At 69.9% G+C, this 24351-nt stretch carries 30 protein-coding genes, 1 tRNA gene and 1 pseudogene; 10 read left to right on the top strand and 22 right to left on the bottom strand.

The genetic code is table 11. From position 1 onward, the window contains the following. Positions 1–82 precede the first annotated feature (82 nt). Together E2F49_RS05775 and E2F49_RS05765 are read left to right on the top strand one after the other, a co-directional pair. Positions 83–1237: pseudogene (locus E2F49_RS05775) on the top strand (polyketide cyclase); the annotation flags it as partial. A 248-nt stretch (positions 1238–1485) separates the two neighbouring features. Beyond that, positions 1486–1857 carry a DUF423 domain-containing protein gene (locus E2F49_RS05765; RefSeq protein ID WP_243713465.1) on the top strand — a complete coding sequence of 124 codons (372 nt, stop codon included), beginning with the start codon at positions 1486–1488 and terminating at the stop codon, positions 1855–1857. Between the two features lie 15 nt (positions 1858–1872). Here E2F49_RS05765 and E2F49_RS05760 read toward each other — a convergent pair whose 3' ends face one another. The 7 genes from E2F49_RS05760 to E2F49_RS05730 are packed head-to-tail and all read right to left on the bottom strand — an operon-like array spanning position 1873 to position 5501. Continuing rightward, positions 1873–2682: a M15 family metallopeptidase gene (locus E2F49_RS05760; protein ID WP_133392958.1), complete on the bottom strand. Its 810-nt coding sequence runs from the start codon at positions 2680–2682 to the stop codon at positions 1873–1875. Positions 2683–2696: 14 nt separating this feature from the next. Next, complete coding sequence (locus E2F49_RS05755; RefSeq protein WP_133392957.1) at positions 2697–3077, bottom strand: DUF3887 domain-containing protein; 381 nt, start codon at positions 3075–3077, stop codon at positions 2697–2699. A 44-nt stretch (positions 3078–3121) separates the two neighbouring features. Next, positions 3122–3949, bottom strand: a complete 828-nt coding sequence (locus E2F49_RS05750) for a CPBP family intramembrane glutamic endopeptidase (protein ID WP_133392956.1) — start codon at positions 3947–3949, stop codon at positions 3122–3124. After that, positions 3946–4125, bottom strand: coding sequence for a DUF4177 domain-containing protein (locus tag E2F49_RS05745; protein ID WP_165971121.1), 180 nt, complete (start codon positions 4123–4125; stop codon positions 3946–3948). Before E2F49_RS05745 ends, E2F49_RS05750 begins: the two co-directional genes overlap by 4 nt. Beyond that, positions 4118–4312 carry a type II toxin-antitoxin system antitoxin gene (locus E2F49_RS05740; RefSeq protein WP_133392954.1) on the bottom strand — a complete coding sequence of 65 codons (195 nt, stop codon included), beginning with the start codon at positions 4310–4312 and terminating at the stop codon, positions 4118–4120. Before E2F49_RS05740 ends, E2F49_RS05745 begins: the two co-directional genes overlap by 8 nt. Then, positions 4309–4650 carry a hypothetical protein gene (locus E2F49_RS05735; RefSeq protein ID WP_055248818.1) on the bottom strand — a complete coding sequence of 114 codons (342 nt, stop codon included), beginning with the start codon at positions 4648–4650 and terminating at the stop codon, positions 4309–4311. The genes E2F49_RS05740 and E2F49_RS05735 overlap by 4 nt, the downstream gene beginning before the upstream one ends. Then, the gene (locus E2F49_RS05730; RefSeq protein WP_133392953.1) at positions 4650–5501 is read right to left on the bottom strand and encodes an SPFH domain-containing protein; all 852 of its coding nucleotides are present in this window, start codon (positions 5499–5501) and stop codon (positions 4650–4652) included. The genes E2F49_RS05735 and E2F49_RS05730 overlap by 1 nt, the downstream gene beginning before the upstream one ends. A 127-nt stretch (positions 5502–5628) precedes the next feature. On the opposite strand from E2F49_RS05730, the gene E2F49_RS05725 reads away from it, so the two are divergent. From E2F49_RS05725 to E2F49_RS05700, 6 genes are all read left to right on the top strand, one after another. Further along, complete coding sequence (locus E2F49_RS05725) at positions 5629–6249, top strand: CDP-alcohol phosphatidyltransferase family protein (protein ID WP_133392952.1); 621 nt, start codon at positions 5629–5631, stop codon at positions 6247–6249. A gap of 60 nt (positions 6250–6309) precedes the next feature. Then, a complete protein-coding gene (locus E2F49_RS05720) occupies positions 6310–7749 on the top strand; it encodes a poly(R)-hydroxyalkanoic acid synthase subunit PhaE (RefSeq protein ID WP_165971120.1) in 1440 nt (479 codons plus the stop codon). A 2-nt stretch (positions 7750–7751) separates the two neighbouring features. After that, a complete protein-coding gene (gene phaC / locus E2F49_RS05715) occupies positions 7752–8819 on the top strand; it encodes a class III poly(R)-hydroxyalkanoic acid synthase subunit PhaC (RefSeq protein WP_133392950.1) in 1068 nt (355 codons plus the stop codon). Position 8820: 1 nt separating this feature from the next. Beyond that, the gene (locus E2F49_RS05710; RefSeq protein WP_055248808.1) at positions 8821–9018 is read left to right on the top strand and encodes a PspC domain-containing protein; all 198 of its coding nucleotides are present in this window, start codon (positions 8821–8823) and stop codon (positions 9016–9018) included. Further along, a complete protein-coding gene (locus E2F49_RS05705) occupies positions 9015–9491 on the top strand; it encodes a hypothetical protein (protein ID WP_133392949.1) in 477 nt (158 codons plus the stop codon). Before E2F49_RS05710 ends, E2F49_RS05705 begins: the two co-directional genes overlap by 4 nt. Before the next feature lie 173 nt (positions 9492–9664). Then, on the top strand, positions 9665–10150 hold the full coding sequence (locus E2F49_RS05700; RefSeq protein WP_133392948.1) for a hypothetical protein: 486 nt from the start codon (positions 9665–9667) through the stop codon (positions 10148–10150). A gap of 223 nt (positions 10151–10373) precedes the next feature. Here E2F49_RS05700 and E2F49_RS05695 read toward each other — a convergent pair whose 3' ends face one another. Continuing rightward, positions 10374–11174: an NRDE family protein gene (locus E2F49_RS05695; RefSeq protein ID WP_133392947.1), complete on the bottom strand. Its 801-nt coding sequence runs from the start codon at positions 11172–11174 to the stop codon at positions 10374–10376. Positions 11175–11239: 65 nt separating this feature from the next. Next, a tRNA-Leu gene (locus E2F49_RS05690) sits at positions 11240–11325 on the bottom strand. Between the two features lie 122 nt (positions 11326–11447). Here E2F49_RS05690 and E2F49_RS05685 point away from each other — a divergent pair. Then, positions 11448–11993 (top strand): hypothetical protein, encoded by a 546-nt coding sequence (locus E2F49_RS05685; protein WP_133392946.1) that lies wholly within the window; start codon positions 11448–11450, stop codon positions 11991–11993. Between the two features lie 15 nt (positions 11994–12008). On the opposite strand, the gene E2F49_RS05680 is transcribed toward E2F49_RS05685, so the two are convergent. The 13 genes from E2F49_RS05680 to E2F49_RS05620 all read right to left on the bottom strand — a co-directional run bounded on the left by E2F49_RS05680 (position 12009) and on the right by E2F49_RS05620 (position 23099). Next, entirely contained in the window at positions 12009–13856 is a 1848-nt protein-coding gene (locus E2F49_RS05680; RefSeq protein WP_133392945.1) for a DUF885 domain-containing protein, read from the bottom strand. 90 nt (positions 13857–13946) lie between these two features. Then, a complete protein-coding gene (locus E2F49_RS05675; protein ID WP_208004807.1) occupies positions 13947–14552 on the bottom strand; it encodes a cysteine dioxygenase family protein in 606 nt (201 codons plus the stop codon). A gap of 9 nt (positions 14553–14561) precedes the next feature. Continuing rightward, on the bottom strand, positions 14562–15704 hold the full coding sequence (gene metX / locus E2F49_RS05670; protein ID WP_133392944.1) for a homoserine O-acetyltransferase MetX: 1143 nt from the start codon (positions 15702–15704) through the stop codon (positions 14562–14564). Between the two features lie 34 nt (positions 15705–15738). Then, entirely contained in the window at positions 15739–16740 is a 1002-nt protein-coding gene (locus E2F49_RS05665; protein WP_133392943.1) for a tetratricopeptide repeat protein, read from the bottom strand. Next, complete coding sequence (locus E2F49_RS05660) at positions 16740–17183, bottom strand: cytochrome c-type biogenesis protein (protein WP_133392942.1); 444 nt, start codon at positions 17181–17183, stop codon at positions 16740–16742. The genes E2F49_RS05665 and E2F49_RS05660 overlap by 1 nt, the downstream gene beginning before the upstream one ends. Next, positions 17180–17734: a DsbE family thiol:disulfide interchange protein gene (locus E2F49_RS05655; RefSeq protein WP_133392941.1), complete on the bottom strand. Its 555-nt coding sequence runs from the start codon at positions 17732–17734 to the stop codon at positions 17180–17182. The genes E2F49_RS05660 and E2F49_RS05655 overlap by 4 nt, the downstream gene beginning before the upstream one ends. Continuing rightward, positions 17731–19656 carry a heme lyase CcmF/NrfE family subunit gene (locus E2F49_RS05650; protein WP_133392940.1) on the bottom strand — a complete coding sequence of 642 codons (1926 nt, stop codon included), beginning with the start codon at positions 19654–19656 and terminating at the stop codon, positions 17731–17733. Before E2F49_RS05650 ends, E2F49_RS05655 begins: the two co-directional genes overlap by 4 nt. Positions 19657–19692: 36 nt before the next feature. Then, positions 19693–20175, bottom strand: a complete 483-nt coding sequence (gene ccmE / locus E2F49_RS05645; protein ID WP_133392939.1) for a cytochrome c maturation protein CcmE — start codon at positions 20173–20175, stop codon at positions 19693–19695. After that, on the bottom strand, positions 20172–20348 hold the full coding sequence (gene ccmD / locus E2F49_RS05640) for a heme exporter protein CcmD (protein ID WP_055248787.1): 177 nt from the start codon (positions 20346–20348) through the stop codon (positions 20172–20174). The genes ccmE and ccmD overlap by 4 nt, the downstream gene beginning before the upstream one ends. Continuing rightward, complete coding sequence (locus E2F49_RS05635; protein WP_133392938.1) at positions 20345–21103, bottom strand: heme ABC transporter permease; 759 nt, start codon at positions 21101–21103, stop codon at positions 20345–20347. The genes ccmD and E2F49_RS05635 overlap by 4 nt, the downstream gene beginning before the upstream one ends. Positions 21104–21225: 122 nt before the next feature. Further along, positions 21226–21912: a heme exporter protein CcmB gene (gene ccmB / locus E2F49_RS05630; RefSeq protein ID WP_133392937.1), complete on the bottom strand. Its 687-nt coding sequence runs from the start codon at positions 21910–21912 to the stop codon at positions 21226–21228. Next, positions 21909–22544, bottom strand: a complete 636-nt coding sequence (gene ccmA / locus E2F49_RS05625; protein ID WP_133392936.1) for a heme ABC exporter ATP-binding protein CcmA — start codon at positions 22542–22544, stop codon at positions 21909–21911. Before ccmA ends, ccmB begins: the two co-directional genes overlap by 4 nt. Positions 22545–22616: 72 nt before the next feature. Further along, positions 22617–23099, bottom strand: coding sequence for a DUF3293 domain-containing protein (locus E2F49_RS05620; protein ID WP_133392935.1), 483 nt, complete (start codon positions 23097–23099; stop codon positions 22617–22619). A gap of 70 nt (positions 23100–23169) precedes the next feature. On the opposite strand from E2F49_RS05620, the gene E2F49_RS05615 reads away from it, so the two are divergent. Then, on the top strand, positions 23170–24315 hold the full coding sequence (locus E2F49_RS05615) for a pyridoxal phosphate-dependent aminotransferase (RefSeq protein ID WP_133392934.1): 1146 nt from the start codon (positions 23170–23172) through the stop codon (positions 24313–24315). Positions 24316–24351 lie beyond the last annotated feature (36 nt).

Below are 24351 nucleotides of genomic sequence, written 5' to 3'. Positions count from 1 at the left end.
GGACTCGCCCGGTCACACGCAACTTGGTACGATTGCCGGTCTGTGCCGCCTCAGGCCGGATCTAGGTCCTGGAGAACTCTGAATGACCCGTCTGCTCGAACTGCTGATCTCTTGCGTCATCGTCGCCGTGCTGTTCCTGGTGGTGGCCGTCCTGCTTCCCTCCAGCCGCACGCTGACCGAGTCGGTGGAAACCAACCGTCGCCAGACGATCGTGTTCGACACGCTCAATGCGGTGCGCCGCTTCAAGGACTGGTCGCCGGTCACCGCCTACGACCCGAACGCCCAGCTCACCACGTCCGGCCCGGACGCTGGCGTCGGCGCCAAGATCGCCTACAACTCCAGCATCAAGCGCGTGGGCGAAGGCAGCTGGGAAATCACCGAATCCGAGCCGGGCACCCGCGTCGCCTACGCCGTGACCGATCCGACCCGCGGCGACAACAAGACGATGACCTTCGCGCTCAAGCCGACCGGTCGCAACAACCGCAACATCGAAATCACCCAGACCTACAACGTCGACTACGGCTGGGACCTGCTGGGTCGCTTCGCCGGCCTCTACGTCAGCCGCAACGTCGGTGACGGCATGAAGCTCGGCCTGGGCCGTCTGTCGAACATGCTGGCCGCCGTGCCGAACGTCGACTACCGCGCCGAAGGCAGCACGCTGGCCGACCTGACCGCCGCCGATCGTCCGGCCGAGAACCTGCTGGTCGTCAGCGCCGGCGCGGTCGAGCGCAGCAACCAGGTCATCCAGGACTCGATGAAGGCGAACCTGGAGTGGATCAACCGCACCATCGCCGCCAACAACCTCGAAGCCGCCGGCCCGCTGCGCATCATCACCACCGAGCTGGGCCGCGAGACCTACACCTTCGATCTGGCCATGCCGGTCCGCAAGAAGGGCACCGGTCCGGCCGCGCCGGCCGCCCCGGCTGCTGCCGAAGGCGAGGGGGAGGAGGCTGCCGCCGCACCGGCGCCGGTCGCCGCGTCGACCACTGATGCCGTCGAGATGACCGGTCTGGAACTGCTGGGCCCGGTGAAGTCGGTGTTCGTGCCGCGCGCCCGCGTCGCCAAGGCCAACTACAAGGGCTTCATGGCCGAGCTGGACAACGTGCGCAATGCCGTTCGCGCCTGGGCGCTGACGCAGGGCTACGAAGTCACCGACCGGCCGTACGAGAACTACCGCAACGGCATCGACAACGCGTTCACCGAGAACGGCGAGTTCGAAGTGTTCTGGACGCTGCGCGATCCGAACGCCGCGCCGGCCGCTGCAGCACCGGCTGCCGCACCGGCACCGGCCGCCGAAGCCCCGGCGCCGGCCGAAGGCGAAGCGGCCGCCGAGGCGCCCGCGGCAGCGCCGGCCCAGTAAGCCCAGCCGCACACGCTCCACGACACACGCCGCGTCCCCCGGGATGCGGCGTGTGTCGTTTCAGGCTTCGGGTTTCTCCGGCGTTCGTGCGGACGCCGCGGCATGACAGCGCATCGGAGGCGGTCTTGGGATTTCGATCCACACGCAATGCGAGCCACATCGGTGGGCTGATCGCAGCTGGCGCGCTGCTGGCGGGTCTGTCGGTCGGGCTCTCGGCCTACGCCGCGCATGCCGTCGTTGGCGACGCCCGCGCCGCCCTGCAGACCGCGGCGGTGTTCGCCTTCGGCCACGGCATCGTGCTGGTGGTGCTGGGGCGTGCGGTGCGCGGCGGTCTTGAACTCGCCTCGCTGGTGGCGCTGCTGCTCGGCACGCTGCTGTTCTCTGGCGCGCTGGTCTCGCGGCACCTCTTCGGTGGCCCGTCGTTCTTCGCGCCATGGGGCGGCATGCTGACGATGCTCGGCTGGGTGCTGCAGGCGGTGGGCGCGCTCAGACGTTGAGCGGCGCCGCGGTGTTCAGTCCGCGGGCGGGTCGTAGCGCCAGTGCCAGGGCTCGTAGACGATGCCGTGCGGATTGTCGCGCGGGTAGCTCATGGTGAAGCCGTGTGTGCCCGCGTGGCGTTGCAGCCAGTCGAACGCACGGGTGCGCTCGAACGAAGGCTCCGCGGCCGGTTCGCCCGGCGCGCTGATGTCGAGTGCGCTGCCCGCATGGTGTTCGCTGTAGCCGGGGGCGGCGTTGACGGCGAGGATTTCATCGAGCGACAGGCCGCGCGCGCATTTGCGTTCGAAGATGCCGAGCTGGTAGTCATGGCTGCGATAGCCCGAGACCGCCTCGAGCACCACGTCGTCGCGCGCAGCGGCATCGCGCAGCCCCTGCCACGCGCGCGCGGTCGCACCCTCGAGCCACAGCGGGCGGCGGTAGCGGTCGAAACCGGCGAGCACCAGCCATGCAGGTTCGGCGACCAGCGCCAGCCCGGTGCGCGCGGCGTAGGCCTCGGCATCGAGGCCCAGCGCGTCGAGGCGTGCTTCGACCTGGTCAAGCGGCAGGAGGTGTGCGGGCATCTGCGTGGCCGGCATCACGCCGGCGTCGAGCAGATCCAGCGCGTCGTCGATCCCGGCCTCGGCTTGCCAGCGCGGCATCAGTCCGACGATGCCTTCGGGCAGCACCGCGGCCAGATAACGACCGTCGCTTTTGCGCCGCAATACCGTGCTGGCGCGCGACAGCACGCGTGCATCGCGGTTGCCGCGCGCCCGCAGCAGGCGGGCGGGCCAGAGTTCGACGTCCGGCGTGTTGAGCAGGATGCGACGCGAGGCGGCGATGTGCATGCGAGGCGGTGCGGTCAGGGCGTGGCAGGAGCGAAATGCAGCCCGGCCACGCGTCCCGCGGCGTCGATCGCGACGGTCGCATCGAGACTGGCCTGCGCGCGATGGATCCGCGTCACCACGACCGTCATGCCCGCCTGCTGCGTGACACGCGGCGCGTCGCGCGAGGTCACGGGCCCGGCGGCCTCGATCTGCGTCTGCACCGCGCGCAGCTTGTCGGCATCGAGCGCAGCCGACATCTGCGCGTCGAAGCCCGCGGTCACAGCCGCGAAATCGCCGGCGTCGAGCTGGTCGAGCACGCGCGCCGACGTTGCTTCGGCGTCGGGCGCGCCCTGTGCGCAGACGGTGCCGGTCGCGGCACAGAGCAGGGCAGCCAGCAGCAGGGGATGGACTCGCATGGGTGAACTCCGGTTCCGTGGATGTCGCGACCAGTGTGCCCGAGTCACAGGGCCGCGTGCGGCAGCAGCAACGGGACCAGCGCATGCAGCACGAGATCCGCGGCGAAATGTGCGAGCACCGCCATCTCGAAGCCGCGCTTCCAGAACAGCCAGCCGAAGACCACGCCGCCGATGCCGTTGAGCAGCAGCGTGCGGAACACCACGCCCGCGTCGAGGCCCCAGACCATGACGGCCGCCGGCAGATGGCCGACGCCGAACAGCAGCGCCGCGACCAGGATCGCCAGCCACGCGATGCGCGGCGACAGCGTGCCGTCGAAGCCCGCGCGCCGACGCGTCAGCCAGGTCGCGGCCCACGCCACCAGCGTCATCAGGAACAGGCGCAGCTGCACTTCTTCGACGATGCCGCCGTAGAACGACGCGAGCAGGCCGTACAGCGCGCTGCGCGCACCGGCGATGTCGGTCATCTCGACCTGCGTCTGCGGCAGCAGCAGCGGATCGAGCACGCGCGACAGCACCAGCAGCGCGATGCCCGCGGCGATGCCGAGTGCGATCGCCTGCCACGGCGCGCGATCGCGCAGGCCCGCATCGCCATGCCGGTTGACCCAGCGCTGCAGCAACGGCGCGCCCAGGCCCACGCGGTGTCCCATGCGCAGGCCGGCCCAGGCGAGCAGGGCGCACACGATGAACATCGTCATCGCCTGGATCGCGACCAGCGCCGTCAGCGAGGGCGACGAGGCCGGCATGCGCGTGGGATCGATCTGCAGCAGGTAGGGAATCACCGCCACGGTCGCCAGCGCGCTGAAACCCGCAAGCAGAACCGCGATGCGCAGGTCCTGGCGCAGGCGCGGACGTGTGCCCACATGCGTGCTCATGCGCGGCGCTTCAGAAACAGCAGGGTTGGGCCAACTGGCGAGGCGTGCACCGCGTTGACGAGCTCCCAGCCTTGCAGCCCCAGCGCCTGCAATCGCTCTTCGATCGCCGCCGGCTTGATACTGCCGAGCATGCCGAGGCGGACCTCTTCCACCTTGTACTGCCAGCGCTCACTCATTGTTGGATCCTTCATCTGTTGTCGCGGGGAGGTTCGGCGCGGGAATGCGGCCGGCACGGCGCAACGCATCGCGCAGCAGGTATTCGATCTGCGCGTTGGCGCTGCGCAGATCGTCGTCGGCCCAGCGCTGCACCGCCGCGAGGATGTCGGCGTGGATGCGCAGCGGATAGGCCTTCTTCTCGCTCACCCGCCGCCTCCGCGGGCGCGGCGCTTGGCGCTGGCGACGGTGAAGATGCAGGCCGCGGCCAAGCCGTTGACGGCGAGGAACATCACCACGATCAGCACCAGCAGGCGGCGTTCGTCGTCGCCCCACAGCGCAAGCCCGATGGCGGTGGCGAGCATCGCCAGCCCGATCATGCGCAGCAGGCGCGCCAGCCTGTCGTCGAGCACGGCCTTGTCGCGCACCGTCATGCGCCCGCTGCCGGCCGACAGCGGCAGTCGCCCCTGCACCAGCCAGCGCGCCGACAGGAAGGCCGGGATCGCCATCAGTGCGAACACGAGGGCGGCGATGTGATGCGCGGCCATCAGTACAGCGAGCCGGTGTTGACGATCGGCTGCGTGCCGCGATCGCCGCACAGCACGACCAGCAGGTTGCTGACCATCGCCGCCTTGCGTTCTTCGTCCAGCGTGACCACGCCGCTCTTCTGCAGCTCGGCCAGCGCCATCTCGACCATGCCGACCGCGCCGGACACGATGCGCGTGCGCGCGGCGATGACCGCGTTCGCCTGCTGGCGCTGCAGCATCGCGTGGGCGATCTCGGGCGCGTAGGCGAGGTGGCTGATGCGCGCGTCGACCACGTCGACGCCGGCCGCGGTCAGACGCTCGTCGAGCTGCTCCTTGAGCCGCTCGGAAATCTCGACCGGATGGCTGCGCAGCGAGATCTGGCCGTCCTCGTGCTGGTCATAGGGATAGCTGGTCGCCATCGCGCGCAGCGCGGCCTCGGACTGGATGTGCACGAAGCTCGCGTAATCGTCGACGTTAAAGACGGCTTCGGCCGAATCGACGACGCGCCAGACGATGACCGCGGCGATCTCGATCGGGCTGCCTTCGAGTTCATTGACCTTGAGCCGGCCGCTCTCGAAGTTGCGCACGCGCAAGGACACCTTCTTCTTGGTCAGGAAGGGGTTGTTCCAGCGCAGGCCCGCTTCCTTGACCGTGCCGACGTACTTGCCGAACAGGCTGAGCACCGCGGCCTGGTTGGGCTCGACCATGTAGTGGCCGATCAGCGAGAACAGGGTCAGCAGCGCGATGACGATCGCCAGCAGGGGCGCCGCCCCACCGCCCGCGGCCAGGCCCCAGGCGCAGGCGCCCATGACCGCGATCTGGACCAGCAGGACCGGGATGCCCGGCAGGGAGCGGATCGGGTTCTCTTTCATCGCGGCATCTCCTTGGTTTGATCGATTGATATCGAATTGATATCTATCTGTCAACGCTCACGCCGGGGGCACTGTCCGCTTGGGCACCATCGGCCACTGGACCGCGCCCTCGACGCCTGGAGATCCGATGTCACGACCCCGCCACTTTTCGATGCTGCGCGACTTCCAGCTCGCCGACTGGTTCACCCTGGGCAACGCGTTCTGCGGCACCGGCGCGGTGTTCGCCGCCCTGCGGTATCTGCAGGACGAGGACGTACGCTTTCTGCTGGCCGGCATGGCCCTGATCCCGCTGGCCTTCGTCTTCGACGCGCTCGACGGTCGCATCGCGCGCTGGCGCAAGGTCGCGTCCACGCTGGGGCGCGAGCTCGATTCGCTGGCCGATGTCATCTCGTTCGGCGTGGCGCCCGCGGCGCTGGCCTACGCCTGCGGCATGCAGGGCGGCTGGGACTGGATCGTGCTGAGCGGCTTCGTCTGCTGTGGCGTCAGTCGCCTTGCGCGCTACAACGTGACCGCCGAAACGCTGTCGCAGGGCAGCGACAAGGTGAAGTACTTCGAGGGCACGCCGATTCCATCGAGCCTGCTGCTCGTGATCGTGCTGGCGATCGCTGCGTGGCAGGGCCGCATCGGCGATGCGCTGTGGCTGGGCCAGGTGCAGCTCGGTCCATGGCTGCTGCACCCGCTGGTGCTGCTGTTCGCCGCGTCGGGCGCGATGATGGTCAGCAAGACGCTGCGCATTCCCAAGCTCTGACCTGTCGCCGTCCGGTCGTCCCGCGTTGCTATGATCGAACGCGGTTCGCAGGAGTCGACGATGTTCAACATGGGACAGGCGCCCGGCGCGCAGGCCGCGGATCTGGAAGGACTCGCGCGTCGCTTCTGGGATACATGGCGTGAGGCGCTGCAGCGCACGATGCCGGGCGCGGACTGGCGCCAGACGGCATCGTCCTCGCCGTTCGGCGCGTCGGCCGGTGCGATGCCCTGGGCGGATCCATCGCAGTGGTGGGCGCAGGCCGCGCAGGCCCCCGGCGCAGACGCATTGCAGCGCTTCCAGACGATGGCCGCGCCGTGGCTGGAGCAGATCCAGCGTGTCGCGGCCGGCTTTGCAGGGCGCGACGCGACGCCTGAGGCGATCGTCGGCGCATGGCGCGAGGCGATGGGCACCAACCCGCTTGGGCAGATGTTCGGCAGTCTGCAGGGCGAGGGCATCGAGGGCTGGGACACGTGGGTGCAGCGCCTGCAGCCGTGGCTCGACGCCGCGAGCGCGCAGAGCGGCGGCGCGCGCGATGCGTTCTCGCTGCCAACGTTCGGTCTGATGCGCGAGCACCAGGAGCGCTGGCAGCAGCTCGGTCATGCGTTCGCCCGATACCAGGCCAGCCAGCAGGACTACCAGACGCTGCTGATGCAGGCATCGACCGCGGCCTTCGGCATCTTCGAACGCAAGCTCGGCGAGCGCGATCCGGCGACGCCAATCGAAACGCCGCGGGCGCTGTTCGACCTGTGGATCGACGCCGCCGAAGAGGCCTATGCCGACGTCGCGCTGTCGCCTGCATTCCGCAAGGCGTATGCCGAGATGGTCGCAGGCCAGATGCGGCTGCGCCAGGCGGTGCAGCGCGAGGTCGAGCAGGCCTGTCGTGTGCTCGATCTGCCGACGCGCACCGAACTCGATGGCGCGCATCGCAAGATCGCCGATCTCGAACGCGCGCTGCGTCGCATGCGCGATCGCCTCGATGCCATCGAAGGCCTGGAGGTGGCTGCCCCGGTTGCTGCGAAGGCACCGCCGCGTCGTCCCGCCGGCCCCGTCCGTGTCGACACACCTGCTGTCGACGTGGTGCCCGCAGCGCCGACGAAGTCCGCGGCGAAGAAGTTTGCTGCGCGCCCTTTGGCTGCAAAGAAGCCTGCGAAAAAGGTGTCGAAAGCTGCGGCGAAAACATCGTCGAAGCCGGCCGCGAAGAAGGCGTCGAGCAGGCGTGCAGACGGTGATGCGGCTGCGACCGCCCGCACCGCAGCCGGCGCACGTCGTCGCGGCGCCAAGGCGACCGCGAAGTCGTCTGCGCGCAGTGCGAACGCCCCACGTCGTCCGGGCGCGCAACGCACCCCTGCCGCCACCACGCCTGCGCGCGCATCGCGCAAGGCGGCGCGTCCGTCGAGCCGCGTCGGCAGTCTGCCGAACCTGGGTTTCATCTCGCCGCTGCCGCTCGCGCCCGAACCCTTGAAGGGCAAGACCGGCAAACGCGTTAAAGGGAAGCGCTGATCATGAACGGACCGCTGCACATCACGCCCGAGCGTCTGGCCGAAGAAGCCGCGCGGCTCCAGCAGAAACTCGGTGCCGCGCCGCGCACGCTACGCGACGTCGGCGACTTCGATTACGGCGCGACGACCAAGCAGGAAGTCTGGCGCGACGGCAAGGTCGTGCTGTACCGCTTCATCGGCGACAAGGCCCCGACCGCGCGCGTGCCGTTGCTGATCGCCTATGCGCTGGTCAACCGGCCCTACATGGTCGACCTGCAGCACGACCGGTCGATCGTCAAAGGGCTGCTCGAGCGCGGCGAAGACGTCTACATCCTCGACTGGGGCTACCCGGACCGCTCCGACCGGTTCCTGATGCTCGAGGACTACATCGAGCGTTTCCTCGGGGGCGCTGTCGATCACCTGCGGCGCAGCGCCGGGCTCGATGCGATCAACCTGCTCGGCATCTGCCAGGGCGGCACCTTCGCGCTGAGCTATGCGGCGCTGCACCCCGAGCGGGTGCGGAACCTGATCACGATGGTCACGCCGGTGGATTTCCACACCGCCGACAACATGCTCGCGCACTGGACGCGCGATCTCGACGTGGACCTGTTCGTCGACACGCTCGGCAACGTGCCGGCCGACATGATGAACGCCTGCTACCTCACGCTGAAACCGTGGCGGTTGCTGGCGCAGAAGTATGTGGGCGTCGTCGACATCCTCGACGACACCAGGGCGCTGGAGGATTTCCTGCGCATGGAGAAGTGGATCTTCGATTCACCCGACCAGGCCGGCGAAGCCTTCCGCCAGTACATCAAGCAGTTCTACCAGGGCAACGGCTTCGTCAACGGCGGCATCACCATTGGCGATTGCGAGGTGCATCTGGGCCTGGTCGAGATGCCGGTCCTCAACATCTTCGCCGAGCAGGACCATCTGGTGCCGCCGGATGCTTCGCGCGCACTGCGCGATCTGGTCGGCACGCAGGACTATTCGGAACTGTCGTTCCGCGGCGGCCACATCGGCATCTACGTGTCCGGGCGTGCGCAGACGCAGGTGCCCTCGGCGATCCACGACTGGCTGGCGCAGCGGACCTGACATGACGACGCCGACGCTCAGCAGGACCCGCGAAGACCGCGTGCTCGCCGGCGTCGTCGGTGGCATCGCGCGACGCTTCGACTGGAATCCGACCGTGGTGCGCGCCCTGTTCGTCGTCGTGTCGGTGGTCTCGGCGGCGTTCCCCGGCATCTTCGTCTACCTGCTGCTGTGGCTGCTGATGCCCGAAGGCGAGGGATGAATCGCGCCGCGCGTGCGTGCGCACTGGCGCTCGGCGCGGCGTGGACGCTTCCCAATACCCTGATCGGGCTGGTCGGCGGACTCGCCGGCATGGCGTGGGGCGCGCAGTGCGGGTGGCGCGCGCGCGACCTGGCGCTGGTGTTCGACCGCTGGCCCTGGGGACCGGGCGGGGCAATCACTTTCGGCAACGTGATCCTGCACACCGGTGAGTCGTTGGATGTGGCCTGCACGACCTACGCGCATCGCGCCGGGCTATGCGAGGACGCGCCGATCCGCCTAGGCGACCACGAGCGCGCGCATGTCTATCAATACATGGTGCTGGGGCCGCTGTTCCTGCCGCTGTATCTGCTGTGCGGCGGCATCAGTGTGCGCAACCGTTTCGAGCGCGCCGCCGATCGTTACGCTCTGAGCGGACGTGGCTGGTGGCCGTGGGCACGTGCCGACGAACGGTCGGCCGGTTTGACGGGTCGATAACGGCTGCCGCGTTAGGTTGCACACGTCGAAGAACAACCGGATGGCGCAATGCCGCCGGAATCGCTTCGACACTGGAAGGCCCGGCCGGCCGGAGAAATCCGGCAGACTGGGCCTTTCGCATGTCCGGCGACGCGATGTCGCCGGTGCGCCCGTGCAGTGCCGAGGAGCCTTCGATGCGCTACGACCGCGATTCCGTGTCCCCGTGGGCGTTCTTCCTGCCAATCGCGCTTGCAGTCATGGTGGGCAATCTGGTGTCCGATGCGATCGGCCACGCGCTGCGCGACCGCTTCGAGGACACGACCATCCCCGTGGTCGAACAGGTCACTTCGCCGGCCGTCTCCACCGAAGTCGCCGTACCGGTCGAACCGCTGCCGGTTCCGGCGCCGGCCGCCGTGGTGCCCGAACCGGTCGCGCCACCCGTCGCCGCGCCGCAGCTCGACGCGGCCAGCGTCGCCGAGCCCGACAGCGCCGGCGCACCCTTGGCCGCGATGCCGGGGGCCGACCCGGGTGTGCGGCGCCTGTCGGGTCCGATCACCGCGCGCCAGGCCGGCGAGAGCGAGAGTTGCATCAACAAAACCGTCGCCACGCGCAGCCCCAACGGCTGGGAGCAGGCGCTGGAAAACGATGCGCCGGTGCGCTGCGAGGCCTCGTCGAACTGACATCGCTTCGCCGGACGGGCCAGTGCTGCGCGGCCCGCATTGCGCCGGGTCGATGCTCCGCCCGCCACGCTGATGCAATCCTGCACGCCCGGACCTGCGCGCGTGTCTTTTCGATCTGTCGTCTCCGATACGCGTACCAGTCGAGCCGCGACGTCGATGCGTCGCGGCCATCGGGCTCGCGCTTGAGCAGAGTGAGGCTGCGAGCGAAGAGCGTTCGCAGGTTTCAGCCTTGAGCCGCGATCAGCTGCTGCCGCGAGGTACCGGTCGGCCGGCCTTCCGCATCGAAGCGACGCTCGTTGAACCACACGTCTTTCATACCCGCGAGCACCACGCTGCTGCAGCGGGTGCCGTAGCGCGGATCTTCGATGAAGGCCGGTGACAGACGCCGTTCGAGCGCGAGACCGACGCCGGTGTCGGGCAATGTGTCATCGGGCGCGACACGCGTGTCGCGCAGGCCGGCGAACAACGGCGCGAGGGTCGCGGCGTCGGTGATGGCAGCGGTCGAATGCGTCGCCGTCGCGTCGAGCCAGCTCTGCAGCGTGCGTGTCGCCCCGGTGCTCTTGGGCCAGGGCGCGTCGAAGGCGCCGTTGGACATCGCGTGCACGCCCGGCGCGACGGGCGCGGCGGCGAACGCGGGATGATTGCCCGCGAACCACAGGGCGTCGCCATCCCAGACCAGCAGGTTGAAACGGCCGTAGGTGTGCGCGGTGTCCCGCAGTCCGCGCGCGAAACGCTCGGCGGACAGGTCGCCGCGCACGAAATCCCGGACCAGCCAGCCGCGCGAGCGGGCGGCCGCTTCCGGCGCGGCGCCGTCGCGCACGTTAGTGACCGCCGCGAGCCGACGCCGGGTCGAGGCCTGCAGCCAACTTCCGCCCTGCACGAGATCGCGGCCGCCGTACACGTCGGACGCGTCGGGATCGAAGCCCGCGGGCGCGGTGGGGCGTGCATGGAATTCGTCGCGATTGGCGATCAACGCCAGCGGCAGCTCGGGCCGGGTTTTCCAGGCGATGGCGATCAGACACATGCCGGCATGCTAATCGAGCTGTCGTGTCCGCAGACGCAAACGGCCCGCATGCGCGGGCCGTCGACTGGTACCGGAGGCGGGACTCGAACCCGCACGCTTTTAAGGGCGGCGGATTTTGAGTCCGCTGCGTCTACCATTCCGCCACTCCGGCGCGGAGCGGGAGTATAGCGGAAGCACGCGCCGGCCTGAGCGCCGGCGTCTTTGCGTTCTTCGAACATGCGGGCGGGCATCATGCGCTGGTCGGCGCACCGCCGGGAGACCGGGAGAGGGGACATGACCGAAGACTTCACTGCGCGGTCGCTGGCAGCGCGTCTGCTCGCGCGCCATCGGGCCAGTGCGGCGCGTGCGCGGCGCCTGCGGATCCTGTGCGCGCTGCTGCTGCCGATCGCCGTGGGCGCCTGCGCCAGCCAGCCGGGCCAGCGCCCGGTGGACGCCGAGCCGGTGGCCGAGCGCGAACTGCCTGTGCGTCCGGGCAGCAATCCGAACATTCCCGCGCAACCCAATGGCCAGGTCGCGCTGGCGCAAGGCGTGTTCCGCGTCCACCTGAGCAACATCCGCTGCGTGCGGGCACCGTGCCCGAACGGCTACATGGTGTCCGACATCGAAGGCCAGCCGCCGGCCTTGCGGCCGGGCGTGCCGCAGCCGGTCGCGCGGATGCCCGAGCAGGTGCGTTTCGACGCGGCATCCGGCGGCGCGGTACCGCCGGGACTGGTCGAGAAGGCGCACGTCGGTGACGGCATCGTCGTCGAGGGACGGGCCTGGCTGATCGAGGGTGGACGCACGCTGCGGGTCGAGGTGGCGCGGCTGCTCGACGAGTAACCGCGCGCGGCGGCGTCAGCCGGCGCCGCTCTCGTCGGTGGTCTTCGATGCATTGATCCACGCATCGACCGCGCCCGACACCACATCCAGCGGCAGCGCGCCGTTCTCCAGCAGCACGCCGTGGAAGGCACGTACGTCGAACTTTCGGCCCAGCGACTGGCGCGCATGCCCGCGCAGCGACAGCAGGGTGTGCAGGCCGACGGTGTGCGCGCAGGCACGGCCCGGACGCACCAGCTGCCGTTGCGCCTCGGTGCGCGCTTCGGCCTCGCTCATGCCGGCGACCTCGCGCAGGTAATCCTGCGCCTGCGCGAGCGTCCAGCGCTCGGCGTGCAGACCGGTGTCGACCACCAGCCGTGCGGCGTGGACCAGTTCCGCACGCAGGCGACCGAGGTCGCCCTGTGGATCGTCGTCGTAGACGCCCATCTCCACCGCCAGTCGCTCGGCGTACATCGCCCAGCCCTCGGTGAACGCCGTCGGCGCCAGACTGCGACGCAGCCGCGGCAGCGAGACGTGCGCCTGGGCCAGGCCCACCTGCACGTGATGGCCGGGCAGACCGTTGTGATAGACCAGCGTCGGCAGACCACCTTCGGGCAGGGCGCGGACCTGCGCCGCGTCGATCACCAGCGCACCGGGCCGCACGTCGCCACCGGGCGGCACGTAGTAGACGGCGGCTGTGCCGCCGGCATCCGCAGGGGCCAGGCGTACTTCCAGGGCCTGCGAGGGCAGCCTGGCGAAATAGCCGGGCAGCCGCTCGCCGATCGTGTCCAGGCGCGCCTGCACCGCGGCGCGCAGCGCCTCGTCGGCGGCGGCGTCCGCTACCGGTGCCTGCGGTACGGCGTCGCCAGTGGCCACGGTCGCGTCGCCACCGACCTCGGACAGCGGCAGCCGGTCGCGCACGATGGCGGCCATCTCCGCGCGGATGCGCGAGACCTCCGAATGGCCAAGCGCATGCAGCTGCGTGGCGTCGATGCCGACACCGGTGTTCCAGCGCAGTGCGGCCGCGTAGTAGGCCTCGCCGTCGGGCAGCGCCCATACACCCTGATCCGCATCCTGGGTCGCGATGGCGGCTTCGACACGCGCCAGCAGCCGTGCGTAGGCCGGCAACGTGGCGGTTTCGACCGCGTCGCGGGCCTCGCGCAGCAGTTCCTCGCGCAACGCCGCATCCACGCCCCGCGTGCCGTCGAGCCTGCGCGCGAACGACTGCAGGAAGGGACTGGCATCGGCGCCCGCGCGGACGTGATCGCGCAACTGCAGCGCCGCGCCTTCGAGCGCGACCCGGGGCGGCACGACGCCCTTCTGCGCCTGCAGATCGAGGTTGTCGCGCACCTGGTCGAGCTTGGTCGCCACCGCGTGCAGGCGCGCGACGTAGTTGCGGGCATCGGCGGCATCGGCCAGCGGCTGCGCCGATTCGAAAAAGCCCGGCAGCGTGTTCGCGATGCCCGCCAGCTGGTCGACGGCGTACAGATTGGTCGACAGCGGCATCCACGCCGGCGCCCAGTCGAAGGCGAGCAGATCGGCCTGGCTGCGGTAGAACCAGCGCGCCATCTCCAGCGTGCGCTGCTGCTGCGGCGCGAACGCCGCATCGTCGATGTCGTCGAGCGCGGCGAGATTGGCCGCCAGCGTGTCGCGCAGTTCGGCGCGGCGCAGCAGCGAGGCGTCGGTCAGGCGACCGGCGGAACTGCGCGCGTCCGGATTGTCGATGCCGAGCACGGTCATCGCCTCGGGATCGTTGGCGAAGAAGGCGTCGAACTGGGCGTCGACCAGTGCGTCGACAGCATGACCGTCGGCATCGGGCACGGAAGCGGGCTGGCCGCATGCGGCGAGCAGGGCCACCAGCGCGGTGGCGAGCAGCGGTCGGGTCATCGGCCTCGCGGGGGGACGGCGGAAAGCGGCACCCACTGTAGCGGCTGCGGGCGCCGGATGCGCCCTCGTGTTCACCCTATGTGACGCGTCTCAATCGACGGTGTCGACCGCGAGCGCGTCTTCCTGGCGCAGATACCAGCCATCGCGCTCGAGGCGGAAGCGCGCGCAATGCACGATGGGTGCCTGGTAGACGTGCAGCGAGACGGCGATGGTGTCGGCGCTCGCGTTGCGGATCGTGTGGTACTCGTGCGGCGGAATGAGGCTGCCGGCGCTGCCGACACCGGCCTGCATGCCCGAGGCCGCGCGGAAGCGGAAGCGCGTGTCATCCGATTCGAGCAGTTCGTACTGCGCGATCTCCAGCGTGCCGCGCCAGATGCCTTCGACGCACCACAAGCCGTCGTGATCGTGGATCGGCGTGCCCTGACCCGGACCCCAGGTCATCGCGACGATGCTGTAGCCGTGTTCTGCGCTGCGATACAGCTCGCGCCGCGCGTAATGCCCCTCGACCGGCGTATGCACGCAGGCCGGCAGTTCGACTTCGGGATCGCGGATCAGCGCGCACATCGCGCCACGCAGCGCGGATGTCACCGCATGGTCGTCACCGGCGGCAATCGCCGCATCGATGGCCGCCAGCATCCGGTCGCGACCCTTGAAGGGCACATCGGGCAACGCGGTGGTCTTGGACTCGGGACACATGCGACGAGTCTAGCCGGCGCGGCCGGTCGGCGCAGGTGGCAGTGCAGCAAGAAAGTCCGCCACCGCCGGGCCGAAACGCGCGATGTCGACGAGAAACGCATCGTGACCCTGCGGCGATTCCAGCGGCAGGAACGCCGCGTCGATGCCGCCGGCGCGCAGGCCGTCTGCGATCTGCTGTTGCTGCTGCAGCGGGAACAGGATGTCGGTCTGTACGCCGATCGCGAGTGCGCGCTCGAGCTGCAGCTTCGCCAGACCGGCCTCGGTGCCGCCGCCGCAGCTCTCGCCGATATCGAACCAGTCCATCGAGCGGCTGAGGTAGAGATAGCAGTTGGGGTCGAACCGGCGCACGAACCGGCGCGCATGGCCTTCGAGATAGCTTTCCACCTCGAATTCGAGGCCGAACGGGTCCTCGTCGTCGCGGCGGTCGGAGTCCAGCCGCACGCGGCCGAAACGCCCGTCCCATTCCAGCGCCGAGCGGTAGGTGATCACGCCGAGCTTGCGCGCCATGCGCATGCCGCTTTCGGGGTATGCGTCGTCGGTATAGGCGCCGTTGTGCCACATCGGGTCGAGACGGATCGCCTCGCGCTGCAGCGAGCGGATCGCGATCGAGAACGGCAGCGCCCGCGCGGCGCCGCAGATGTTGATGTGCGTGCGTGCAAGGCCCGGATGGCGCGCGATCAAGGCCAGTGCGGTCATGCCGCCCATCGAATTGCCGATCACGCAGGCCAGGCGCTCGATGCCCAGCGCGGCGACGACGTGCGCGGCGGCATCGGCGCCGTCTTCGATCGAGAGTTCCGGGAAGGCAAGGCGATAGGCCTCGCCGGTCCCGGGATCGATCGATGCGGGCCCGGTCGAACCCTTGCAACTGCCCAGCGAATTCACGCAGACCACGAACCAGCGGTCGGTATCGATGGGCTTGCCGGGGCCGAGCATTGGCTCCCACCAGCCGGGCGTGGCGTCGTCGGCATTGCTTGCGGCGTGCGCATCGGGCGACAGGCCGGTGACGATTAGGATCGCGTTGCCGCCGTCGGCGTCGAGCGCGCCCCAGGTCTCGTAGGCCATGCGTGCGCCGTGCAGGACGCCGCCGCGCTTCATCGCAAACGGCGAGGGCAGGTCGATGAAGCGGCTGCCGGGCGGGATGAATTCGGTCATCGCGCCAGTGTAGCGAGTCGACGCCGGGCGCCGGTCAGCGCTGCGCAGGTGCAGACACCACGAGTTCGACCGGTACGAGCGCCGGCAGCGTCACGCGTACCGGCTTCGATTCCAGATCACCGTCGGCGCGCGAGGCATCGCCGGTGCGCGAGATACGAGCGATCAGCTCGACTTCCGGTAGCGCCGACAGGGGCTGCGTCGGCATCGGGCTGTCGCCGTCGTCGAGCACGATGTCCAGCGGCAGGGCCGACACCGGATGTCGCTGCACCGCGACCGGCATCGGCGGACCGCCGGGCTGGCGCGCGATGACGAAGACGGTGGCATCGTCCGGCACCGTGGCGGCGCCATCGAGGCGGACGCGCACCTGCAGCGCAGGCGCGCCTGCATCGGCAACGGATGCCGTGTCCAGCGCAGGCAGGCCGGCCGCCTCGCGCGCGATGCCGATCTGCTCGCGGAGCGCCGTGGCCGCGGCGCCGTCGAGCAGGGGCAGCAGAGGGGTCCAGGTCTCCACCGCGCCGGCATCGTCGCCGGCCTGGCGCTGGGCGATACCCAGATACCAGCGCGCATGCTGGTGTTCGGGATTGCGCGCGAGCACGTCGCGCAGCGCCTGCACCGCGGCGGCATCGAAGCGCCGGTCCGGCGCGGCGCGTGCGCTGGCCTGGGCGGCCTCGACCTGGATCGCATCGTCCTCGGGCATCAGCTTCGCCGCACGTGCGAGCGCATCGCGCGCATCGGTGTAGCGCTGCAGTTCCGCGTAGGCGCGGCCGAGCAGCAACCAGCCCTCGGGCTGGCGCGGGTCGCGTTCGAGATCGCCTTCGAGACGGGCGATGGCCTCGTCGAGCGAATCGGGCGTGGCGCGTTCGACCGGATCGAGCGCGCGCGGCGTGCCGACCAGTGCGTACATGCCGGCCACGAGGACCGGCACCAGCAGCATGACCGCCAGTGCGACGCGCGACGCGCCACGACGCAGCCCGATCGTCAGCACGACCACGGTGGCCAGCGTCATCAGCACGGCGATCAGGGCGAACAACGCCATCACCAGGTCTCCGTGTCGTCGGGCGGCAGCGGCGTCGACGCGCGTCGTGCCATCACGATGCGCGCGATCACCACGCCGCCGGCCACGATCAGCAACAGCGGGCCGAACCACAGCAGCCAGGTCGACGGACCCACCTGCGGGCGATACAGCACGAACTCGCCGTAGCGCGCGACCAGATGCGCCTTGATCGCCGCATCGTCACGGCCGGCGCGCATCAGATCCAGCACCTCGCGACGCAGGTCGTGAGCGATCTGTGCGTTCGAATCGGCCAGCGACTGGTTCTGGCACATCACGCACCGCAGTTCGGCGACGAGCTTGTGGAAACGGCGCTCCTCGGCATCGTCGACGAAGCGCAGCGGCGCGGCATCGACCGAGACCTGCGCACGCGCGGTCTGCGGCCACGCGAGGCACACCAGCAGGGCGAGGAAGACGGCGCGGATCATCGCGCCTCCAGACGTTCGACCTGCGGCAGCAGCTGCGCGCGGATCGTGGCGTCGGTCATCGGTCCGACGTGCTTCCAGACCACGGTGCCGGCGGCATCGACGAGGAATGTTTCCGGCGCACCGTAGATGCCCCATTCGATCGCGGCGCGGCCGTCGTAGTCGGCGAGGATCAGCGCGTAAGGATCGCCGAACTGCGCGAGCCAGCGCGTCGCGTCCTCGGGTTCGTCCTTCCAGTTGAACCCGATCACGCGCACGCGCTGCGTTTTCGCGAATGCGGCGACCACCGCATGCTCTTCGCGGCAGCCTGGACACCAGCTGCCCCAGACATTGAGCAGATAGGGCGCGCCGCGCAGATCGGCCTGCGTGACTCGGCGCGCGGGGTCGCCGAGCACGGGCAGATCGAAGGCCGGCGCCGGCTTGCCGATCAGCGGCGAGGGCAGGGCATCGCGATCGGGATCGCGGCTCAGCCACACGCCGGCCGCGAGCAGCATCAGCACGATGCCGAACGCGGCCAGCGGCAACCAGCGGGCACGCGAGCGTGGCGCGGTCATGCGGTCTTCTCGCGGCGCGGACGACGGAAGCGTCGATCCGCCGCGGTCACGAAACCGCCCAGCGCCATCAGGAACGCGCCGGCCCAGACCCAGCGCACGAAGGGCTTGATGTGCACGCGCACCGCCCAGGCGTCGCCGCCCAGCGGCTCACCGAGCGCGACGTAGACGTCGCGCACGACACCCGGGCGGATCGCGGTTTCGGTCATCACCTGGCCGCCGCTGGCGTAGGTGCGCTTCTCGGGATGCAGCGTGGTGATCAGCCGGTCGTCACGCAGCATGCGCACCGTGCCGCGGTCGGACTCGTAGTTCGGGCCGACGTGATGCGCCACGCTGTCGAGCACGAAGGCATCGCGCCCGATCTCGAGCGACTGGCCCGGCAGCAGCGCGACCTCACGCTGGATGTTGAGACCTTCCACCAGCAGCGCACCGACCAGGAACACCGATATGCCCAGATGCCCGAGCACCATGCCGGTCATCTCCGCGCCCATGCGACCACCCGGCGCACGCAGGCGCGTCCACACGAAACGCAACGTGCCGGCGCCGACCCAGACCGCACCAGCGACGCCCATCGCGACCTTCCACGGGCCCTGTGGCGCGGTGAAGAACGCGAGCGTCGCTGCGATCAGCGCGAATGCCGCCCACGGCAGCAGCATGCGCAACGGTCGAGAGACGTCCTCGTTCTGCCAGCGCGTCAGCGGACCGAACGGCAGCAGCAGCACCAGCGGCGCCATCAGCAGCAGGAACAGCAGGCCGAAATAGGGCGGGCCGACCGAGATCTTGCCCAGATCCAGCGCATCGGCCAGCAGCGGATACAGCGTGCCCAGCAGCACCATCGCGCAGGCCACGACCAGCAGCAGGTTGTTGGCGAGCAGCAGGGTTTCGCGCGAGGTCGCGGCGAATGGCTTGCCGTCGCGGCCGTCGGGCGCGCGCAGCGCATAGAGCAGCAGAGAACCGCCGACGACGATGCCGAGGAACACGAGGATGAAAAGCCCGCGCGTCGGATCGGCAGCGAAGCTGTGCACGCTGGTCAGCACGCCGGAGCGCACGAGGAAGGCGCCCAGCAGCGACAGCGAGAACGTCGCGATCGCCAGCAGCAGGGTCCAGCCGTGGAAGCTGCCGCGTTTCTCGGTGACCGCCTGCGAATGGATCAACGCCGCGCCGGCGAGCCACGGCATGAAGCTCGCGTTTTCGACCGGATCCCAGAACCACCAGCCGCCCCAGCCGAGCTCGTAATACGCCCACCAGGAGCCGAGCGCGATGCCGATGGTCAGGAACGCCCACGACACGTTCGTCCACGGCCGCGTCCAGCGCAGCCAGTGCGCGTCGACCTTGCCGCCCTGCAGCGCGGCGATCGCGAACGCGAACGGCACCATGAAACCCGAATAGCCGATGTAGAGCATCGGCGGATGCACGATCATCCCCGGGTCCTGCAGCAGCGGATTCAGATCGCGGCCTTCGAGCGGCATCGGCAGGATGCGCTCGAAGGGATTACTGGTGAAGATCAGGAACGCGAGAAAACCCAGGCACACTGCGCCCATAACGCTGAGCACGCGCGCCAGCACCACGTCCGGCAGCGACCGCGAGAACCACGCAACGGCCGCGTTCCAGCACGCCAGCACGAACACCCACAGCAGCAGCGAGCCTTCGTGGCCGCCCCAGACCGCGGTGAAGCGGTAGACCATCGGCAGCAGCGAATTGGAGTTCTCGGCGACGTAGCGCACCGAGAAATCCTGATGCACGAAGGCGGCGGTCAGGATCGCCCAGGCGATGCAGGTCAATGCCCACTGCGCATACGCCGCCGGCCGCGCGGTCGCCATCCACGGCGCGAGGCCGCGCTGCGCGCCGAGCAGCGGCAGCACCGTCTGCAGCACCGCGGCGACCAGCGCCAGCAGCAGGGCGATCTGGCCGAGCTCAGGCAGCATCGGCAGCTCCGGTGTGCACGCCCCGCACCGCTGGCGTCACTGCGCGGTGCCCGTATCGGCCGGCGTCTGGACACCGTGCCGGTCGTGCGCCAGGCCCATCTTGTCGGCGACTTCCTTGGGCACGTAGGTCTCGTCGTGGCGCGCGAGCACCTGTTCGGCGACGAAGGTGTCGCCCTCCATGCGGCCGGTCGCGACGACGGCCTGGTGTTCGCGGAACAGGTCCGGCAGCAGGCCGGTATAGCGCACCGGCAGTTCGGCATCGCCGTCGGTCACGCGGAAGCGCGCTTCCATCGAGCCCGCGGCACGCGAGAAGGAACCGCCGGCGACCATGCCGCCGAGCCGGAACCGCGCCTCGCCCGATGCGACGGCCTCACCGGCCGCGCCGCCCAGCACTTCGTGCGGCGTGTAGAGATAGGACACGTTGCGCTGCAGGGCGAACGCGATCAGGGTCATCGACAGCGCGCTCGCCGCGACGATCGCGACGACGAACCACAGGCGGCGGCGACGGACGGGATTCATCGGGTCAGCTCCGCGGTGTCGTCGACGACTGTCGCCGCGGCAGCGCGGCGCGAGGCGACCAGACGCACCGCGCGCAGCAGTTGCGCGATGCGGATGCGCGGCGCGACGAAATCCCAGGCCAGCACGGCGGCGAACACCGCATAGGCGGCCACGACGTATTCGATGTAGCTCATGCGCGCGCTCCCGACGGCGCGACCAGCGCCCGCACCCAGTCCTTGCCGGCTTCGCGGCGCAGGTTGTCGGCACGCGCACGCGCCAGCAGCGAACCGACGAACCAGAACTTGGTGCCGACCACCATCCACAGCAGCGGCCACAACATGCTGCCGTCGATGCTCGATTCGCCGAACACGCGGATCGTCTGGCCCTGGTGCAGCGAATCCCACCACACGACGGAATAGCGGATCACCGGCAGCAGCACCACGCCGACGATCGCCAGCAGGCCGGCGGCGCGCGCGGCGGTGCGCTTGTCCTCGATCGCGCCGTAGAGGCCGATCACGCCCAGGTACAGGAACAGCAGGATCAGCTCGGTGGTCAGGCGCGGGTCCCAGTCCCACCAGGTGCCCCACATCGGGCGGCCCCAGATCGAACCGGTGGCCAGTGTGATCACGGTGAACGCAGCGCCGATCGGCGCGCAGGCCATCGCCAGGATCTCGCACAGCTTGATGCGCCAGACCAGCGCGATCGCGGCGTAGATCGCCATGGCCCCGAACACGGCCAGGCTCATCCATGCGCTCGGCACGTGGATGTAGAGGATGCGGAAGCTGTCGCCCTGCTGGTAGTCGGCGGGCACGACGAACAACGCGCCGTACAGGCCGACCGCCATCGTCAGCAGGCCCAGACCGAAGCCCCACGGCGCCCAGCGGCGCGCGAAGCGGTCGAAGACAGGGGGTGAACCGAGTTGGTGGAACCAGCGCAGGACAGGATTCATTCGGCGTGCGGACGTTCTTGCGGCTTTGCGGTCTCGAAGCCACGCATGGCGGACATGCGCGGCGCGGCGTTGCATGGCGATGCACGTCGGCGACGGGACCCTCCAGACCCGTCGCGGGCCGGTCAATTGAGTGCGATGCGGATGGCCGTCGCCGCGGCGACGGGGGCCAGCACCAGCGCGAAGACCAGACCCGCGGCCAGCAGCAACAGCCCGCCGGATGGATCGTGTCCCTGCGCCGCAATCGCGACGCTGCCGGCACCGAACACCAGCACCGGAACGTACAGGGGCAGGGCAAGCAGTGCCAGCAGGATACCGGAACGGCGCATGCCGATGGTCAGCGCGGCGACCACCGCGCCCAGCAGGCTCAGCAAGGGCGTGCCGAGCGCGAGCCCGGCCAGCAGCACCGGCAACTGGCCGCGCGGCAGGCCCAGCAGTTCGGCCAGCAACGGCGTCGCGACCAGCAGCGGCACGGTCGTCGTCGCCCAGTGCACGGCGGTGCGCACGAGTACCAGCCAGGCCAGTGGCACGGGGCTGAGCATCCATTGTTCCAGCGAGCCGTCCTCGGCATCCCCGCGGAACAGCGTGTCGAGCGCCAGCAGGCCCGACAGCACCGCCGCCACCCACAGCACGCCCGGCGCGACCGCACGCAGCATCGCTGGCTCGTTGCCCAGCGCCAGCGCGAACAGCACCACGACCAGGACCGCGAACAGCGCCGGCTGCAGCGCATCGCCGCGGCGTCGCCACAGCAGGCGCAGGTCGCGGGCGACGAGCGCGGCAGCGGCGCCCCACACCGTCGGTGTGGCACTCATGCGCCGCGCTCCAGCAGCAGTTCACGCGTGCGCACCGGGGGCGCGGCGTAGGCGCCGTGCGTGGTCACCAGCGCCGCGCCGCCGTCGTCGAGCTGGGCCCGGACCATGCGGTTGACCAGCTCGATGCCCTGCAGGTCGAGATTGGCGTAGGGCTCGTCGAGCAGCCACAGCGGCGCCGGCGACATCCACAGGCGCGCGAGCGACAACCGCTTCTTCTGTCCGGCCGACATCTGCCGCACCGGCAGGTGCGCGTGCGTCGACAGCCCGACCAGCGCGAGCGCGCGTTCCGCGTTCTGGGAGGCGCGCGCCCCCTGCAGGCGGGCGAGGAAGTCGAGGTTCCGGGCCGCGTCCAGATCGGCCTTCAGGCCGGGCAGGTGGCCCAGATACGCCATCGTGCCGGCGCGCATCGCGCGCGCGACCGGGGCGCCGCCGACCGACACCGTGCCGCCGTCGGCCTCCAGCAGTCCGGCCAGCACGCGCAGCAGCGTGGTCTTGCCCGCGCCGTTGCCGCCGCGCACCAGCAGCGCTTCGCCGGCAGCGACATCGAAGTCGAGCGGACCGAACACCGGGCGCTCGTCGCGGGTGAAGGACAGCCCGCGAGCGGCGAGCAGTGGTGGTGCGGTCTCGGACATGCGGCGGCGTCGGGCCCGTGCGCGCGACCCGGGCGGCCGCGCGGCCATCCTAGCGGCTTCGCGACCTCGCGTTCAGCGCAACCAGTCGACGTGCACGTCGCCTTCGAGACCGACCGGACGTCGGGCGTCGATGCGCAGCCGCACCGGCAGTTCGCGCGGCCACCACAGCGTGCCGAGCTGGCCGTATCGGCGCGCCAGCGCATCGAAGTCCGCCGCGGGCATGCCGAACACGATCCAGCTCGGCTCGCGCCAGCTGCGGTCGGCAGCGCTGGCGAAGGCCGGCATGTGCGCGATGCCCGACGCGCGCAGTTCCCCCTCCAGGGCCTTGTCGGCGCGGCGGTTCTCGGTGGCCGGGCGCAGCTCGGACATCGGGTTCCAGGCCGAGATCGCCCCGAAGCTGGCGACCTCGGGATAGCGCAGGTCCAGCCCGGGCGTCGGCAGGCCGATGACGATGTCGTGCCAGTCGTCGCGGTGCTGCCAGCGGTAGCGCGCATCCAGATAGGCGTGCAACAGCGCGATCAGACGCGTGTCGTCGATGGGATGCTGGCTGTTCATGGCGGCGGTTTATCCCCCGGGTCCACGTCCGTACACTCGTGGCCCCTCAGATCCCAACGGAACGCAGGCGATGATCCGGACCAAGCTGCCGAAGGTCGGCACCACGATCTTCACCGTGATGTCGCAGCTTGCCGCCGAGCACGGCGCGGTCAATCTGGGTCAGGGATTCCCCGATTTCGACGTGCCGCCGCGACTGGTCGACGCGCTCACCCAAGCGATGCGTGCCGGCCACAACCAGTATGCGCCGATGACGGGCATTCCGGCGCTGCGCCAGGCGATCGCGGAGAAGACCGAACGCGTCTACGGACATCGGCCCGACGCCGACGCGGAGATCACCGTCACCAGCGGCGCCACCGAGGCGATCTTCAATGCGATCCATGCGGTCGTGCGTGCGGGTGAGGAAGTCGTGGTGCTCGACCCGGCCTACGACTGCTACGAACCGGCGATCGAACTGGCCGGCGCGGTGCCCGTGCACGTGCCATTGGATCCGGTGACGTTCGCGCCCGACTGGCAGCGCGTGCGCGATGCGATCACGCCGCAGACGCGCATGCTGATCGTCAACAGCCCGCACAACCCGTCCGGCGCGATGCTGGGCGCCGGGGACATGCAGGCGATCGCCGACATCCTGCGCGACACCGGCATCTTCCTCCTGTCGGACGAGGTCTACGAACACATCGTGTTCGACGGCGCGCGTCACGAGTCCGCATTGCGGTATCCGGAACTGCGCGAGCGCGCCTTCGTGGTGTCGAGCTTCGGCAAGACCTACCACTGCACCGGCTGGAAGCTCGGCTATTGCATCGCGCCGCCGGCGCTGAGCGCCGAGTTCCGCAAGGTGCACCAGTACAACGTGTTCTGCACCTTCGCGCCCGCCCAGCACGCGTTCGCCGAGATGCTGCGCGAGGCACCCGAACACTACGAACAGCTCGGCGCGTTCTACCAGGCCAAGCGCGACGCCTTCGCCGCCCAGCTCGCGACCACGCGGCTGCGCTGCCTGCCGGTGCCGGGCGGCTACTTCCAGCTGGTCGACTATTCGGCGGTCAGCGATCTCGATGACGCCGCGTTCTGCCGCTGGCTGACGATCGAGAAGGGCGTGGCGGCGATTCCGCTGTCGCCGTTCTACGCGCAGCCGCCATCCGGCCAGCGCCTGGCACGCCTGTGTTTCGCCAAGAACGACGCGACGCTGGCCGCCGCCATCGAACGCCTGCAACGGCTCTGACGCCCGGCTGCGACCTTCGGTCGCGGCGGCGCTTCA

The sequence above is a fragment of the Luteimonas terrae genome, from assembly GCF_004358165.1.
Classification (GTDB): domain Bacteria; phylum Pseudomonadota; class Gammaproteobacteria; order Xanthomonadales; family Xanthomonadaceae; genus Luteimonas; species Luteimonas terrae.
The sequence above is the reverse complement of the archived record's forward strand: the minus strand, read 5'-3'. Positions and strand labels throughout refer to the sequence as shown.